Annotated in this window: 11 protein-coding genes and 1 pseudogene; 2 read left to right on the top strand and 10 right to left on the bottom strand. The window is 49.2% G+C overall.

The genetic code is table 11. The features are described 5' to 3' along the window. Positions 1-14 precede the first annotated feature (14 nt). From nrfA to AAE250_RS20900, 7 genes are all read right to left on the bottom strand, one after another. Entirely contained in the window at positions 15-1,496 is a 1,482-nt protein-coding gene (nrfA, locus tag AAE250_RS20930; protein ID WP_294602247.1) for an ammonia-forming cytochrome c nitrite reductase, read from the bottom strand. 159 nt (positions 1,497-1,655) lie between these two features. Beyond that, a complete protein-coding gene (locus AAE250_RS20925) occupies positions 1,656-2,516 on the bottom strand; it encodes a PepSY-associated TM helix domain-containing protein (protein WP_294602250.1) in 861 nt (286 codons plus the stop codon). Beyond that, a complete protein-coding gene (locus tag AAE250_RS20920) occupies positions 2,516-3,922 on the bottom strand; it encodes a DUF4374 domain-containing protein (RefSeq protein WP_294602252.1) in 1,407 nt (468 codons plus the stop codon). Before AAE250_RS20920 ends, AAE250_RS20925 begins: the two co-directional genes overlap by 1 nt. Before the next feature lie 198 nt (positions 3,923-4,120). Further along, complete coding sequence (locus tag AAE250_RS20915) at positions 4,121-6,424, bottom strand: TonB-dependent receptor (protein ID WP_294602272.1); 2,304 nt, start codon at positions 6,422-6,424, stop codon at positions 4,121-4,123. A gap of 237 nt (positions 6,425-6,661) precedes the next feature. Then, on the bottom strand, positions 6,662-7,117 hold the full coding sequence (gene queF / locus AAE250_RS20910; protein ID WP_294602255.1) for a preQ(1) synthase: 456 nt from the start codon (positions 7,115-7,117) through the stop codon (positions 6,662-6,664). Further along, a complete protein-coding gene (queC, locus tag AAE250_RS20905) occupies positions 7,114-7,779 on the bottom strand; it encodes a 7-cyano-7-deazaguanine synthase QueC (RefSeq protein WP_294602257.1) in 666 nt (221 codons plus the stop codon). The genes queF and queC overlap by 4 nt, the downstream gene beginning before the upstream one ends. A gap of 6 nt (positions 7,780-7,785) precedes the next feature. Beyond that, positions 7,786-8,466, bottom strand: a complete 681-nt coding sequence (locus AAE250_RS20900) for a queuosine precursor transporter (RefSeq protein ID WP_294602261.1) — start codon at positions 8,464-8,466, stop codon at positions 7,786-7,788. A 199-nt stretch (positions 8,467-8,665) separates the two neighbouring features. On the opposite strand from AAE250_RS20900, the gene AAE250_RS20895 reads away from it, so the two are divergent. Then, the gene (locus tag AAE250_RS20895; protein ID WP_294602263.1) at positions 8,666-9,946 is read left to right on the top strand and encodes a DcaP family trimeric outer membrane transporter; all 1,281 of its coding nucleotides are present in this window, start codon (positions 8,666-8,668) and stop codon (positions 9,944-9,946) included. Positions 9,947-10,028: 82 nt separating this feature from the next. On the opposite strand, the gene AAE250_RS20890 is transcribed toward AAE250_RS20895, so the two are convergent. Beyond that, positions 10,029-11,450: an OmpP1/FadL family transporter gene (locus tag AAE250_RS20890; protein ID WP_294602264.1), complete on the bottom strand. Its 1,422-nt coding sequence runs from the start codon at positions 11,448-11,450 to the stop codon at positions 10,029-10,031. Between the two features lie 222 nt (positions 11,451-11,672). Here AAE250_RS20890 and AAE250_RS20885 point away from each other — a divergent pair, with 222 nt between their 5' ends. Then, positions 11,673-12,674, top strand: coding sequence for a 2-hydroxyacid dehydrogenase (locus tag AAE250_RS20885; protein ID WP_294602267.1), 1,002 nt, complete (start codon positions 11,673-11,675; stop codon positions 12,672-12,674). Between the two features lie 166 nt (positions 12,675-12,840). Here the strand turns inward: AAE250_RS20885 and AAE250_RS20880 are convergent, their stop codons facing one another. Together AAE250_RS20880 and AAE250_RS20875 are read right to left on the bottom strand one after the other, a co-directional pair. Then, the gene (locus tag AAE250_RS20880; RefSeq protein WP_342288782.1) at positions 12,841-13,380 is read right to left on the bottom strand and encodes an HU family DNA-binding protein; all 540 of its coding nucleotides are present in this window, start codon (positions 13,378-13,380) and stop codon (positions 12,841-12,843) included. A gap of 356 nt (positions 13,381-13,736) precedes the next feature. Continuing rightward, positions 13,737-15,042, bottom strand: a pseudogene (locus tag AAE250_RS20875) (hypothetical protein); the annotation flags it as partial.

Genomic DNA, 15,042 nt, shown 5'->3' with positions numbered 1-15,042 from the left:
CAACAGAATACGATTTATTTTTGTAGCAAACGCCCGTTAGCTTTAGCTTTCTCCAACCAGGCCGGCACAACATTTTTCAAGAATTTATCTTTTGCAGCCCGTTCGGCATCCATATCCAAGCCGACGTACTCTTGTGCCTTGGCTTTTGTCGAAATGTCCGGCATGGGCACATCCTCTGTGAAGCCATTCTTTGCCAACACTCTGGACAGGGCAAGACGAGCTTGCATAGCCCTGTCCAGTCCATGAGACAAGATACGCTGCACTTCCTGCGGCGCATGGAAAGAAGCACCATGAGATGACACCCCCATATCCCAACGCCACTGTGCCTGACGGATCAACGCCAATATGCCTTCCATCTGATCCTCCGTAACTCCATGATCCCAAGCAAACTTTGCTTCAATATGCACCTTTGCCAGCTCCTGTTCCAAGCGGTCGCGTACTTCGTTTGCCTTACGCTGACGATCGTAAACATTGTTGCGCAAAGTAGTCTCACTCTCGCGGTGGCAAGTCTGACAAGTACGGTCAATCATAGCCAGAGGGCTTTGTATACGATGGTCGCTGAACTTGATACCGCCTTCACTGTTATAAGGCATGTGGCAATCGGCACACGACACACCACGTTGTCCATGAATGCCCATTCTGGAAAGCTCATAATCAGGATGCTGCGCCTTTATTATCGGGGTACGGCTCAACTTGTGGATAAAATCAGAGAAACCGGCCTCATCATAATATGCTTCCATCTCTTCCACAGTAAGGCCTTTATCCCAAGGAAGAGTCAGGTATTTGCCGTCACCCTTGAAATAATATTCCACATGGCACTGCGCACATACCAGCGAACGCATCTCCTGAGGAGAAACCTTTGTAATGTCCCTGCCTTGACGCTGAAAAGCTTCTATCAAGGAGGGACGGCTGATATGCAGGTTCATATTCTCGGGATCGTGGCAATCGGCACAGCCGATGGGATTGACGATTTCACTACCCAGTGCGCCCCACTTATTACGATAGAAAGTATCTACGCCGATAGCTTCCATCATGCGGGGAACATCCGAACTCTTACAAGTCCAGCAAGTGGCAGGTTGCGGACCGTCAGTATCCGTCAAGGGTGCGCCGGTGCGGAGGGAAGCACGGCTATCTTCAATAGCATGCATGTGTCCGCGTGGCGTGGAATAAGCTTTAGAAAAAGCATATCCTGCCCAAAGGACTACCATCTCGGGGCGCCGTTCCAGAATATCGCCTCCTACATACTTGTTGAGCTCGCTTTGGTAATCAGGTTTTTCCGTTTCACTCCAGGTCTGATATTCACGAGAGAAATCATCCTTAAAGAGTTCGCTACGGGCTTCAATTCCCTTAATTGCCGTTTTATGATTATTAAACAGCTCCTCTACTTCGGTTCTCCGGTCCGTCAAAACCGAAATACACAGTCCTGAGACGAACACAATGACCATTGAGCCTCCAAACAACAGCCATCCTTGCCACGTTTTTAGGTTCTTCCTCATATTCTATGGAAATTGCACATTATAACCGGGAAGCTACGAGTTTTGTCCTTATTCATATTTCTGCAGACTTTGTCGTTTTTAATAATTCAGCAAAAATAAGCATAATAGTTTGCACTATCATAAAAGATAAGACAAAAGTTAGGTGCAAAGTATCAGTCATCAGGGTGTTACCGACTTTTTTCTACGTTTCGCAGAATACAAACGGCGTATCCACAAATAATATCCGGTTAATGGAAGCGTTCCCCCCAGCAATGCAGCAAGAAATGTCAGAATACGGGTAGTCATCCCTCCCCAACTGCCTACATGGACGGAGAATATCCAACCGACTCTTTGCGTCGCCTCTAAACCGAACAGGTTGAAGAATGCGGTGCGATACCAAGGGAAAGACCACGTCAGCCCGGTGAGTGCCATCACCAGCAAGAAGAGCAGGGCATACATGCCACCTGCCACGTGCAAGCTATACAGAAAACGCCGCAGCCCCTTGCCGGTCACAATCTTCAGACTGTTCTTCAATGCCTTCCTCGTGCGAGGCCACCAGATGACAACGCCCGAGACCAGTATCAGTACAAGCATCAGGGTGGCAGTGCCCACAATCATCTTACCCCAGAAGATGCCTCCATCCGGCTTACTGTCCAGCAACCAGCGATGCAGACGGAACATGGTCATGAAGAACGGGGCACGCTCGTGCTTGCCTTTCACTTCGCCGGTGTAGGGATCTACATAGACCGAAGCATGGCGAGGTTTGGAGAGTTTGACTTGCCAGGTACGCTCCGGATTAAGTGAGGTAGTGACGCCCTTCACTGATATGCTGTCCGGCAACGTGGCAGCGACCTTTTGCTTTATCTCGCTCATGGGGAGTGGAGAGGCCCCGACTTTATCTACATAGTAGAGGTCGCGGTGGCACAGCTCCATCACCTCGTTCTCAAAGACCAGTGCGGCACCCGAGAAGCAGATTATGGTGATGATCAGTCCGAAAGGAACAGATAACCACAGGTGTATGTTACGAAATAGCTTTCTCATTATGGAATCAATTGTCCTACACCGTTCAGTTGAGTTGCATTCACAGTCAGTCCTTTGGTTGCTACTGCACCGGAGGGTTCAACCTTATAGATGGACGGATAACCCGATGCAGTGGTAACGGCAACGTATGCATTGCCTTTCTCCATGTAGGGAGTATTACCGAAACCGGAAACATCATCCGGCAAACCGGTGACATGGGTCAGAGCGCCGGTCGAAGCATTGAATACGGCCAGTTGATTGGCTACTTTATCAGAGTCGGTAATCGGCTTGTCGTACATCAGCATCAGGAAGTAATTGCCCGAGATGTACCAGGTACGGAGGAAGGAAACCCCGCCCGCCTCTTCTTCAAGATTAAAGTAGTAGTTGGGATCAAAATCTTCGGTCTTGGTGTCGATGCGTACTACTCCGGCAGGCAGCGTGGTGCGCTGGCGGCTATCGGTCATGGTCTTGGCATAGCTGGGAGAGAAGACATATACGTATCCGTCGTCGGCCAGCCAGTTCATCTGATAGTATTGCGATTTGAAACGTCCGGCAGCATAGCTGATTTTATCGGTCTTGATCAGTCGGGGCGATGTCAATGTCTCGTCGCTGAAGATGGCCATCCAACATTCGTCGGGGTACTGAGTCCACTGCAGTTCATCCTTCAGGTAAGCGCTGCTGTTGCTGCCGCCCGATTCAGTCTTTATCAGGTCTTCGTTGCCGGGAAGCACCCACTTGTAGCTGCCGTCTTCGTTTTTCTGCACACAGCCATATTGGCTCAATCCCATGGGGATGGCAGCGGCATAAATCTTACTGCCCACCTGGTCTATACCGGCCAGCGTTACATACTCACCATTGCCCAGGAAGTTTTCGGAAAGGAACGGAGTCTCTTTGGTTACTTTGTTGCTTGTATAAGTCTGGCTCTCTACATCCAGATAAGAAATCAGGAAAGATTTCGGGGTGTAACCGTTCGCATCGTTCAGCTCCGTAGGGCCGGCACCGGTAGAGGTGGTCATGATGTACTTATCGTAGTAACCGTAAGTAGTGAAGCGGTTGACGTTATATTCTTGAGTACGCTTTACCAGTTCATGGTTGGCGTTCATAACGAACGATTGGGTTGTGCCGGCATTTCCCTGGTTGTAGTTCAGGGCGTACAGGTACCGGTTGCCGTAGAACACCCAGTAAGAAGCGCCGTCGTTCACAAGACCGTTTCCGGCAGCGGTAATCTCACCGCTTTCCAGCGATTCGGCAGTCAGCAATACGGGGACCGAACTGCCCGAAACGGTGGCTGTGGCAGCTATCACATAGTTGCCCTTAGATTCGGAACCGGAACCGGTGCCCGGTTCATCGGTATCTGTACAAGACGTCAAAGTCATTCCGGTCATCGCTATAGCGAAGAGGCCGGCTAAAAGATAATTTTTCTTCATTTGCTTCATTTATTAATATGTTAGTGAATGATAATACTGTTGAATGATAATTTGAAGCCCTATGGAGCATTTTGAATGATTTCAGAAATCATTGCAGCAATCATTTCAGAGATCATTGTAGCAATGATTTCTGAATTCATTGCAGTAATAAGATAAGGAGGGAAAAACATAAATAAAACTGTGCTGAATTCCCATTTATCAATCTCCGAAATGTATCCGCACCTTTCCGTAGAATGCACGCCCTGCCTTTTGCAGACTGAAGTTGTCGTACAAGTCTTCGTTCGTCAGGTTGCGGCACTCGAATGAAAGGTTGTAGCGTCCGTTCTTCAGGCTGTAGCTCAAAGCCAGATTGTGAGAGAACTGGTCGGGAACGACGTAATCGCTGTTTTTGCCGATGGCCTGCGAATAGTAGGAGAAACTGTGCATATACTGATTATCATAAGTCACGGTAAGCGAATTACCCTTCTTCCAAAGGTCCCGCCAATAGAAGTTCACATCGAAATCGGCAAACTGATAAGGCACATTCGGCACCCGTGACTTATAACCCAGGTTCTCTACTGCATTACCGGTACTTCCGATTTGTGTCTTCTCATTATCACGCACATTCATCTGCGTAAAGTTTCCGCCTACACTCAGCCAACGACCCAGTCCATAACGTGCCGACACATTATATCCTTTTGTCAGCACCCTGCCGTAATTGGTATAAGTGGCACCTTCTTTTCCACCGCTCAAATCCTGAATATTACGCTGGATGTAATCCTTCGTATTGCGATAAACCACCCCGCCTTCTACATAAATCGAATGCTTGCCGAAGGCTTTGGAATAGCTAAGATTCAAGTTAACATTATCGCTGTTCTCGGGACGAATGCCAACATCACCCGTCTCCAGGTCTTCGTCACCGAACATCTCTTCGATGGAGGGCAGACGATAAGCTTTTTCGTAAGAAAGCTTCGCCTGCAATCCGGGCAGGATGAAGTAAGTGCCGGCAGCGCCATATCCCCACGAATCGACCGTGCGGCTGGTACGTATGTAGTTACTGCCCGTCTCGGTCTCAGCCACCGGACCTGCCACGTATTGATGGTAGTACTTGCCGAATGCCGATAGATTCCATTTCTCGGAAGGCATCAGCCGGTAAGACAAACCGGAAATATTCTTTCGGGTCTCCTTGGCAATGGGGTCTGTCTGCTCTTCAACGGAAAGCAGAGAGGTATTATCGCGCCGGAAAGTGCTCAGTACATGATTGAAAGTCAACATCTGCATCCGGTCCATGCGGTAGTTCAAGGTCAGCGTACCGTTCCAGTTGTCATTGTCGGCACGGGAGTATTGGCGGGACTGCTCACCGGGGCTGTTCAAGGGGTTCTTTTCGCCACGCCAGTTATATTCGTAGCGGGCGGTGTCCACATTGGTGGTGGCGTTGCGGTTATAGTTGGCAGTCAGCACTACGTCGAGGCCTTTAGTCATCAGGTTGCGCTTGCTATACTCCATCGAGGGCATCAGCGAATGCCCCCGGCGGTGCTTCTCACCGAATACCGTCTTTTGACGCACGCCCGTCTGTATTTCCTTATACATGTGGGAATAGGTGAAACCAAACATCAGGCGGTCCGCCCAACTCTTGTCCACAATACCCGCTTTGGCCACAACGGCCTCGTTATGGTAGGTATCATTGAAGCGCTTCACACGGTACTTCTCGCTTTCGTTGAAGCTGCCCGTCTCGAAGTCCTTTACCGGAGCATCTACATGATAGTCGTTGTCCGAGTAGTTCTGGAAGGCATTCACTTCGTACGTGAAACCATTCTTGAAGGTCTGTCCGAAGTTAAGGTACGATTTATGGGTATTGAACGAACCATAAGAATAGGAAGCATCCAGGAACCACTTCCTGCGCTTCTTGTTGGTGACGATATTGATGACACCACCGATGGCATCTGTTCCGAATCCTACGGGCACCACACCTTTATATACTTCTATGCGGTCGGCAAAATTCACGGGAATATTGTTCAGTCCAAACGAGCTGCCCACGCCTTCCTGCGGCACACCGTCAATAAACACCTTGACGTGCTTTCCGCTGAAACCGTCGAGCATCAACTGCATGTCCGATCCTACTCCACCCGCCTCGCGGAGCTTCATGCCGGGTGCTTTGGTCAGTGCGTCACTCAGATTCTTCGTCGTATTCTGCAACTCTTTCGTATCTACCGCCACAGCATTGAATGCCGACTGCTTCACGCGGCTCACTCCGGTAGATACAATGACAACCTCATCCAACAGTTGCGTTTCAGGAGTAATCGTCAGGTTCTGCTTCACTCTGCCGCCTGCTGCCAGCTTCACAGCCATCTCCACCGTTCGATAGCCCACAGCCGATACAACCAGCGTATAGTTGCCTGCAGGAGCCTTCAGATGATAAAGCCCTTCCTGATTGGTAGTACCGCCGTAGCTTGTACCCTTCAGATAGACCGTTGCAAAATCTACAGTTTCTTTCTCTGTAGATATGATTCTGCCCGAAAGCATTCCCTCCTCCCCTCTTTGGGAGTAGGCCGACAGAGAGAACAAGAAAAAGATGAGCAGAATGGAAGGTTTTAATGTATGCGCTTTCAATTTTATAATGATTAAGATGTTATTACTAATACCGGTGCAAAGGTCATCATAAAAAGAAGGCTAGTCAATCGCAATAAGCAGGTAAAAAAAATGCTGCATATACCGGTTATAGTATATGCAGCAATCGCTATTTGTAGGTAAAAGAAGATTTCACTCCCGGTTCATCAACCGGTGTTCCGCCATCTTTTCGTATTTCGTACCCGGACGTCCATAGTTGGCATAAGGATAGATAGAGATACCACCGCGGGGCGTAAAAACACCCGTCACTTCGATATACTTCGGATTCATCAACCGGATGAGGTCTTTCATAATGATGTTCACGCAGTCTTCGTGGAAAGCTCCGTGATTGCGGAAGCTGAAAAGATATAGCTTCAAGCTCTTGCTCTCCACCATTTTGATATCGGGGATATAGCTGATGCGGATTTCTGCAAAGTCAGGCTGCCCGGTAATGGGGCACAAGCTGGTAAACTCGGGACAATTGAAACGTACCCAATAATCGTTATCGGGATGCTTGTTATCGAACGCTTCCAGCACTTCGGGAGCATAATCCTGCTTGTATTCGGTCTTACTGCCCAGCAAGGACAGTTGGTCTTTCAATTCGGTCATAATGATATATTTTTAGAGTTCAGATACTTCTCCAATCCTTCACGGCGCAACTTGCATGCCGGGCAGTGTCCGCATCCATCGCCCTGTACGCCATTATAGCAGGTCAGCGTCTCATGACGGATCAAGTCGAGCACTCCCAGTTCATCTGCCAGCGCCCAAGTTTCGGCCTTATCAATCCACATCAAGGGAGTATGCAGCACAAATTGTTCGTCCATCGCCAGGTTCAGCGTCACGTTCAGCGACTTGATGAAGGCATCCCGGCAATCGGGATAACCACTGAAATCGGTCTGAGAAACTCCCGTTACAATGTGGCTGATACCACGCTCGCGGGCATATACGGCAGCAATACTCAAGAAAAACAGATTGCGTCCCGGTACAAACGTGTTCGGAAAGCTGTCTGCCGGCTTCTCCTGATCCATCACCATCGTCGCATCGGTCAGTGAATTGTGTCCCAACTTGCCGATAAAGGAAACATCCATCGCCTCGAACTCCACACCTGCTTTGCGGGCTATCTCCCTTGCCAGTTCCACTTCTTTCTGATGCTTCTGACCGTAGAGGAAACTCAGTGCATGCACCTCCTCGAACTCGCGCTTTGCCCAAAAGAGGCATGTGGTGGAATCTTGCCCACCACTGAAAACTACTAATGCTTTTTTTCTGTCCATATCTCGTTAGATTTCTTTTATTTTCAATATGTTATAGGATATTCCCTCGTCGTACACATCGCTACCGTCAATCCGCTTGATGGCGTTCACCACGCGGATGGTTACCGGCAGTATCAGCACTTCGTACATGGATTTCAATACGATCTGGATGCACATCATCACCAGCAGTTCCCTCCATGCAATGATTCCACCGAATGCTACCGGAAAGAATATCAATGAATCGGCCGTCTCTCCAACAACCGTCGACCAGATGGCACGGGCAGAAAAGTTCCGTCCACCACTTGCCACCTTCATGCGGCTCATCACGTATGCATTCAGAAACGAGCCGACAAGGAATGCCGACAGACTGGCCACCACAATACGCGGTGCCATGCCGAAGACGAAGTTGAAATGAGGTGCTCCTTCCCAAAAGGGTGCGGCAGGCAATGCCACCGCTATCAGTCCCAGCAAAACCACAAAGAAGTTCATGGCAAAGCCGCTCCAGATAATCAGGCGCGCTTTGCGAAATCCCCAGACTTCGGCAATGCAGTCATTGATAATATAAGAAATAGGGAAAACCAGCAATCCGGCAGTTACGGTAATACCGAAAACCTGGATAACTTTCGTTTCAAGAAGATTGGCTGCTATCAGACAGACATTAAACAAAATGCCCAGCAGCATAAAAGGTACAGATACTTTTTGCTTCATACTCCTGTTTTTTACGTGGTGTTCTAGAATACACGACCGCTATTCACGGCATCATAACATGTACAATTTAACCATGTACAAAGTACAATTTGAGATTTGTAATCGTTAAATCGGGTGCAAAGATAGGCTTTCTCATCCGCTCTGCAAAACCATTTTGAAATTAAGTTGTTCAAAGCACATTCACCAAAACCTAACTTAAATGAAAACAATCTTTAAAGCAATGTTTCTCTCGTGCAGCATCGGACTGTCAGCGTCCGCAACCTATGCACAAAACAAAGTAGTTATCGACGACGAGGCCTCCAACGGCATCGTCATGGTTACCATCGACAAGGCGGGCGACGAGATAGTCCGCATCATGAACGAGTCGCAGCTACCCTACATCCACGACCCGCAGGCACCACGCTTCCTACTGATGGATAAACAGGGGAAATTCGCGTTGGGTATCGGCGGCTATGTCCGTGCCACAGGTGAGTACGACTTCGGAGGTATTGTAGACAATATCGACTTCATCCCGGCAGACATCCCGGCAAGCAGCAAAATCAGGAACCAGTTCCAGATGGATGCCAGCACAGCCACCATCTTCCTGAAGTTGGTAGGCCATACCCGGTTACTGGGCGACTTCGTGGTATACACAGCCGGTAATTTCCGTGGTGGCGGCAAGACCTTCCAGTTGCGCAACGCCTATATGTCCTTCCGCAATATAACGGTGGGCTACAACTACGGCGGATTCATGGACTTGGGCGCCCTCCCCTCCACCATCGACTTCCAAGGACCTAACGGTGCCGCCTTCTATCGTGCCACGCAACTGGCCTACACCTACAAAGGGCTGAAGAACTTCCGCTTCAACGCTTCCATCGAAGCCCCTGCAGTAGACGGTACTACCAACAACCAACTGAGCATTGCCCAGCAACGCATGCCCGACTTCACCGCTTATGCACAATACGGCTGGAACAGCAACAGTCATCTGCGCGTAGGAGGTATTATCCGCAGTATGACGTACACCAGTACCGAAAGCGACAAGGCGTCCAGCGTCACCGGTTACGGCGTACAAGCTTCCACCACCTTCAGCCTGGGCAAGAAGTGGCAAGTCTTCGGGCAGGCAAACTACGGAAAAGGTATCGGACAATACCTGAATGATATCAGCAATCTGAATGTGGACATCGTGCCCAACCCGGAGAAAGACGGGAAGATGCAGGCACTGCCTATGCTGGGATGGTATGCAGGTTTGCAGTACAACATTTGCCCCCGGGTATTCCTTTCAAGCACTTACAGTATGTCCCGCCTCTATTCAGAGAACGGTTATCCCAACGACACACCGAGCAGCTATCGCTACGGACAATACTTCGTTGCCAATGCATTCTGGAATGTAACTCCGAACATGCAGGTAGGAGCCGAATACTTGCGCGGCTGGCGCACCAACTTCGATGACTCCACGAGCCATGCCAACCGGATAAATTTGCTGGTGCAATATTCTTTCTAACCTCTGCATGCAGAAACAAGAAAGCCGCCTCGAAACAATGTCCGAGACGGCTTTCTCCATATATAAAGGTAGGATTGTGAAATCAGAACTTATAGTTTACACTGACACCGAACACCTTATTGGAACGGCTGTAAACATCCTTATCAATTGAAGCATCCAAACCACGGGGACTCGACTTAGTATAGTCGCTATAGGTAGTCCAGAAGTAAGCAACGTCCAAACTCAATGCCTCACTGAGGTTGATACGGCCACCGAGACCCACAGAATATGAATCGCAGGAGAAGCTGGTATCCGACTGGAAATCATCACTCAATCCGTAATCGGTCTTCTGATAACCGCCACTGATGGTAAGCAGCTTATTGATATCCCACTCCACACCGGCCAGATACTCATGCGTGCCATGTGTCAACGCTTTCTGCTTGCCCTCGGCCATACCGGCATTCTTGTCGTCGAAGAAGTGATATTCTACCGAAGCACGGAGTGAAGGCAGGAATTCATAGCCTGCTGCTACAGACAACATGGCAGGGACATCACTCGGAGTATTCACACCATCTCTGAAAGGTTCCATATATTTTTCGGCTGCAGCCGGATAGTCAAACTCATGTGTATCGTTCTCAATGTTCATATTAGCTCTGAACTCGTATTTTGCAGCCAGGTTCAGTTTGCCAAACTTGGCATCTACACCGATAATCGGAGCCAGTCCCCAACCCGTCTGGTCGCAATCAAGTCCGATCTTTGTATCATTCAGCTTTTGGAGTAATGCTCCCGATTGCTGCTGCACTACCTGCTGAGCCTGTTCCAAAGGCATTCCACCCTGCACAAGCTGCCCCACCATAGCAGCTCCCAGCTGTTCGGCAACGCCATCTTTCAGTTTCACATTCAGGAAACCCTTATAGCCACCTGTGAAGTAATTCATGCGTGCACCACCAAAAACAGAGAAGTGCTCATTGATTTTATAGCTTAGTCCCAACTGGAAACCGTAGATAAACTGACGGCCTTCCATGGCGGAGTTGATATTATACATATCAGGCTTCAGCATTCCCTGACCTTCTGCATTTACCAGGCTGATGGCCGCAGCATCGAACATAGGCAAACCGCTGTTGAAAGATGCTTTTCCACCGCCGCCCACTACGGCAAAGCTACCGGAAAGTGCCCAGTCACCTTTTTTATATACAGCATGTATGGAAGGAATGACGGGAGCAGATGCTTTTCCCTCATAAGTGCGGGTAGTGGTCTGTCCGTCCATAGTCCATAGGGGGCTTGTTGCGGCAATGTCGCGCGTCTGATAAGCGCTCTGTATGGTAAACGCTACTTGAAAGCCGTCTTTAGGAAGGAATGCCAGGCCGGCAGGATTACTATATACACCGTCGAGGTCGATAGAAGCACCACGGGCTATCATACGCAAGAAAGCAGCATTCTGATTCGTATTAGTTAGATAATCTCCTGCGAAAGTTGGAATTGAAACGATTAACATCGCAATGCTAATCAACGAAATTTTTCTCATCTAAATCTTTTTTTATTGTTTCGGGCGCAAAGGTACAATAATATAGCACACCAAAAAGCATTTTGTGCAGAAAGTTATACATAAGGAGGCATTTTAATTGAAAAGGCCAATAGTTTCTAATGAAACGAACCTACCTCATCGGTATATCCCCTTGAACCTTATCAATCCCCCGCTTGTTATTCCTTATACTATTATATAACATTCAAAAAAAACTGTAACCCCATGGCACATACCATTGCATTTTTCGGAAGCAAACCCTATGACGAAGCGTCCTTCAACGAAAAGAACCGGGAATTTGATTTCGAGCTCCGCTACTACAAAGGACATCTGAACAAACATAACGTGATGCTGACACAAGGCGTAGACACCGTCTGCATCTTCGTAAACGACACCGCCGACGCCGAAGTCCTGCGACTGATGGCAGCCAACGGTGTCAAACTCCTGGCCCTGCGTTGCGCCGGATATAATAATGTAGACTTAAAAGCCGCCGCCGACTGCGGCATCACCGTAGTACGCGTACCCGCCTACTCCCCCTATGCCGTTGCCGAATACACCGTTGCCCTGATGCTTTCCTTGAACCGGAAGATTCCCCGCGCCACCTGGCGTACCCGCGACGGCAACTTCTCCCTGCACGGCCTGTTGGGTTTCGACATGTACGGCAAGACAGCCGGCATCATCGGCACCGGAAAGATAGCCAAGAAGTTGATATGCATCCTGCGTGGTTTCGGCATGAACATTCTTGCCTACGACCTCTATCCCGACCATAACTTCGCCCGCGAGCACCAAGTGGTCTACACCACCCTCGACGAACTGTACCACAGTTCGGACATCATCTCCCTGCACTGTCCCCTCACGGAACAGACCAAATATCTCATCAACGACTACTCCATCAGCAAGATGAAGGACGGCGTGATGATTATCAACACCGGACGCGGACAGCTGATTCATACCAATGCCCTGATAGAAGGATTGAAAAACAAGAAAATCGGTTCGGCCGGACTGGATGTGTACGAGGAAGAGAGCGAATACTTCTACGAAGACCAGTCGGACAAGATCATTGACGACGATACGCTGGCACGCCTGCTGTCGTTCAACAATGTTATTGTAACCTCCCATCAGGCATTCTTCACGCGCGAAGCACTGGCAAATATCGCTACTACGACGCTGCAAAATGTGAAAGATTTCATTGAACACAAAGCGTTGGAGAATGAGGTGAAGCTATAATTGAAAATGTAATGCTATTGACTAAAGAAGAGCAATGCTATTAATAAGGAAGAGCAATACAATTGAGATACTCTAGTTGTATCGAACTGACGTTAAATAAGAAGGCTGAATCTTTTCGATAGATTCAGCCTTCTGTCTTTTCGCTCACAGCGATGCGTTTGCCGCGTTATCCCAAAGGATTCTCGCTCTGGTCGCCATCGTTGCCACCGCCGCTACCGCCCGGATTGCCACCCGAACCGGGATTGTCGCTGCCACCGCCGGTGATGCCCTTCGCACGCTTATAGTCCGAAAGCGAGGCATAGCTGACACCATCTTCGAGCACACCGCCGTTCTGGAACTGAAGGTTCTGAACGACCGATTCGCGAAGCTCCTTCGAGGGAGTGAAGATGATGCGAGGTTCGCGTATCATCTGTCCGGCATTGAACGTTGTGATGTCGTCCACGCCTGCGCTCTTGAAGGTGATGCGCAAGGTGCCCAGATTGCCCACACGCACGGTGTGACCCTGAAGCAACTGCTGCTTGGCGTACTCACCCAGCAGTTCCAGCGAACCTTCCAGCTCGATGGGGGCTGTGGTAGTGTTTTCCGTGGCAGCACGGGTCATTACCTTCACGCTCTGTGCCTCGTAGGACACGGGGATGGCGTACCATTTCTTCGGGGCATCCGGCTTGGAGGGATTGCCGCGTTTCACAAGTTTATATTTCTGCATAATGTTGAAGTGTTTTAAGTTTAGCTTCTTTTGCATGATTTGTCAACGTATTCAGTGCCGAGTGGCCCGGATGCAGGCATCAGGCAAGGGGGCATTGCCCATAAGAGTACGCACCAAGGCGTGAGGACACCGGGACGGGCCCGGGAGACAGACCGAGGTCTGACGTCAAATGAGACTACTGGTCTCGGGTGTGGTGAGACTAAGGGTCTCTCCTATAGTGAGACTACTGGTCTCAGGTAGGGTGAGACTACTACTCTCACATAAGGGGAGACTACTGGTCTCACTATAGCCTCCTCCGAGGAGTAACCGTTCGTGTGGGTTAAGAGTCGGAGAAGGATGGGGTAAGACATTATAAATCAATGGTGTTCTTCGCACTGCGTTGGTTTATAATCTGCATCGCTGCCTATCCATTGGTCCGGGGTGCCGGTGTTGGTGCAGCAGCTATAGAATAATGTTATGGTAGTTCCAGAATAGTATCCTCCTATTTGCCCACCAACGCTACCCTCTTCTGCCATCACAGCACCGCTATTGTGGCACAAATGAAAAGAACTATTAGAAGATCCCACCCATCCAATAATACCACCGGTATAGTTGCCATACCCCGTCACTGCACCACGATTAATACAATGTATAAAGGCAGAGCTGCCGGCATTTTGAACTCCCACAATACCACCAGTATAGCGGGAAGTGGAACTACCCACTTTCCCAATATTGGTACAGTCTTCCAGATTGGATTTAAAGCCGAAACCCTGCGTACCTATAATACCACCGATCATGGCTCCAACACTTTGACTGGTTACTTCGCCACCGTTGTAACAATCGCTACAATCTTGATAAAGATTGCCCACAATACCACCAATACTCATATTGTTATTACTTCCACCATCAATCTTCCCGGTATTGATGCAACCGGAAATGAAATCAGTCGCCCCGACAATGCCGCCCGCTATACCCGTATAACTGTTTCCTGTTACATTTCCACTGTTGCTACATCTTGTAATCTTAGCACTAGTATATCCGGCCACACTGCCGATACATGAGCTTCCCGATGATGAGGTACTTGTCACCGTTGCCGCCATGTGCAGATTAGTGATTTCGCTGTTTTTGTTACACATACCGAAGAAACCGAAATACCCAGCATCTCCTTGCAGTGTACCACTAATGATATGTCCGTCTCCATCAAAATAACCACCGAAAGATTTATTACCATTACCATTTCCTATCGGCACCCACGTACTCGCAGTCACCTCAACATCCGTCGTCAGACGGTAATACTTTTCGGTAGTGGGATTGCTATCTGTGGCATCCGCCAGCTGCTTCACTAACCACCGCAGATTAGCAGGGGAAGCTATCAGATACGGATTATCCTTGGTATTTTTCCCTGTAGTAAGCAGCACAGGTGCTTCGCCCTCTCCCGATGCCGCAGCATCATCGAATGTTGCAGACTGCTGCATGGCTACCTCAGCTGTGTACATAGTACCTACGTCTACGGTACCGGACAAAGTGCCGGTATAGGTCTTTCCCTCTTTGATTGCTATAACCTGAGCCTCGGCCAGCGTTCCCGGAAGCAGGTGCAGATAGACAGTGGCAGCATTATCCTCCGCCGTGAAGCTACCGCTCAGTTGCAGTACTCCGATGGGAGCAAGGTCGGTATAGACCGGA

The sequence above is a fragment of the Bacteroides sp. GD17 genome (assembly GCF_038448625.1).
Classification (GTDB): Bacteria; Bacteroidota; Bacteroidia; order Bacteroidales; family Bacteroidaceae; genus Bacteroides.
This window is presented reverse-complemented; position numbering and strand designations above follow the sequence as displayed.

What these genes read in the sequence shown, in the direction of transcription:
- nrfA (WP_294602247.1), bottom strand. Translation starts at nt 1,496, where the DNA reads ATGAGGAAGAACCTAAAAACGTGGCAAGGATGGCTGTTGTTTGGAGGC.
- AAE250_RS20925 (WP_294602250.1), bottom strand. Translation starts at nt 2,516, where the DNA reads ATGAGAAAGCTATTTCGTAACATACACCTGTGGTTATCTGTTCCTTTC.
- AAE250_RS20920 (WP_294602252.1), bottom strand. Translation starts at nt 3,922, where the DNA reads ATGAAGAAAAATTATCTTTTAGCCGGCCTCTTCGCTATAGCGATGACC.
- AAE250_RS20915 (WP_294602272.1), bottom strand. Translation starts at nt 6,424, where the DNA reads ATGCTTTCGGGCAGAATCATATCTACAGAGAAAGAAACTGTAGATTTT.
- queF (WP_294602255.1), bottom strand. Translation starts at nt 7,117, where the DNA reads ATGACCGAATTGAAAGACCAACTGTCCTTGCTGGGCAGTAAGACCGAA.
- queC (WP_294602257.1), bottom strand. Translation starts at nt 7,779, where the DNA reads ATGGACAGAAAAAAAGCATTAGTAGTTTTCAGTGGTGGGCAAGATTCC.
- AAE250_RS20900 (WP_294602261.1), bottom strand. Translation starts at nt 8,466, where the DNA reads ATGAAGCAAAAAGTATCTGTACCTTTTATGCTGCTGGGCATTTTGTTT.
- AAE250_RS20895 (WP_294602263.1), top strand. Translation starts at nt 8,666, where the DNA reads ATGAAAACAATCTTTAAAGCAATGTTTCTCTCGTGCAGCATCGGACTG.
- AAE250_RS20890 (WP_294602264.1), bottom strand. Translation starts at nt 11,450, where the DNA reads ATGAGAAAAATTTCGTTGATTAGCATTGCGATGTTAATCGTTTCAATT.
- AAE250_RS20885 (WP_294602267.1), top strand. Translation starts at nt 11,673, where the DNA reads ATGGCACATACCATTGCATTTTTCGGAAGCAAACCCTATGACGAAGCG.
- AAE250_RS20880 (WP_342288782.1), bottom strand. Translation starts at nt 13,380, where the DNA reads ATGCAGAAATATAAACTTGTGAAACGCGGCAATCCCTCCAAGCCGGAT.